Origin of the sequence: Pseudoalteromonas sp. MelDa3, assembly GCF_002863625.1 — a bacterium.
Taxonomy (GTDB): domain Bacteria; phylum Pseudomonadota; class Gammaproteobacteria; order Enterobacterales; family Alteromonadaceae; genus Pseudoalteromonas; species Pseudoalteromonas arctica.
Genome location: NZ_PJBR01000213.1, coordinates 1 through 1,051 on the forward strand (window position 1 = coordinate 1; position 1,051 = coordinate 1,051).

At 33.5% G+C, this 1,051-nt stretch carries 1 protein-coding gene; it reads right to left on the minus strand.

Annotation, left to right across the window (positions count from 1 at the left end; all coding sequences use genetic code 11):
- Positions 1-1,051, minus strand: a 1,051-nt coding sequence (locus CXF89_RS19195) for an IS4 family transposase (RefSeq protein WP_121955491.1), incomplete at both ends; no start/stop codon positions are given.

Sequence of the window (1,051 nt, forward strand, 5' to 3'; positions counted from 1 at the left end):
GCATTTTTCCTCAGAAAGTCAAATGCTCCATTAACTGCATTTAACAATCCTTTCCTATGCTTCCTAATAATCGCTGTTAATATGCCAATCCACCAAACACCCGTTGTTTTTGCTACTGTCATTGTAGACATTTCAGTTTTGAATATCTTTTCAATACAGCCAGTTAAAAACCTTTTAAGCGTGGTTACTATTAAACTTACATAAATTAGCGCCTCTTGTAAGGTTGCGTTTGATGTTTGAAAGCCGCGTAAATTATTATAAGACTTACACTCCTTAAAAAGTAATTCAACCTGCCAGCGTAACCTATATAATTTGCCTATTTCAGTCGCTGTAAATTCATCAATAGATAAATTAGTGACTAAAAATGTATATTGTTTTTCTTTTTTTGACCAATACCCAACGACTCTTGTTAGCTTGTTTTTTATGCTAACATTCATATCAATAAGATCATTTTTAGGTAATTCGGGGAGCAATTCACATAACTTTGGGGAATGACTTCCTGTTAATTCCTGTCCATTTTGCTTAAAAGCATTATGTACTCTGACTGCTTTTAACCCCTTAGCTCTTAATACGTAAAATCCTCCTGCTTTATCTAATTCATGAATATAACTACCTGAATAATACCCTCTATCAGCAAGTAACAACTGTCCTTTCAACTCTTTAAATGTTGGAAGTTCTTCACGTTCAGAATAACTGTCTGGTGTTATACCTGCTTTTTCAAAGCAACCTTGCGTTAAATTTAAAGTAGCATGCAATTCAATCGCTGCTGGACACGTATTTGAAAATCGCCCAGGAAAAACATCTTTTAAAGAACGATGAAGCATAATAGAGCTACCGTCCTGAATTAAAATATTCTCAAACTTGAACAAATCTTTTTTAGTGTACTTAAGCGCATCATTTATCCAACAATTAAAAACTCTATTTGTTACCTCTCGCATTAGTTCAGCTAGTTCAGGTTTAACTAACTGGTTATGAAAAGGCTTATACTTAATAGACTGCCCTGTTAGCTGATTATAAACTCTTAATATTTCGGATAAATAGATCGTTTTTT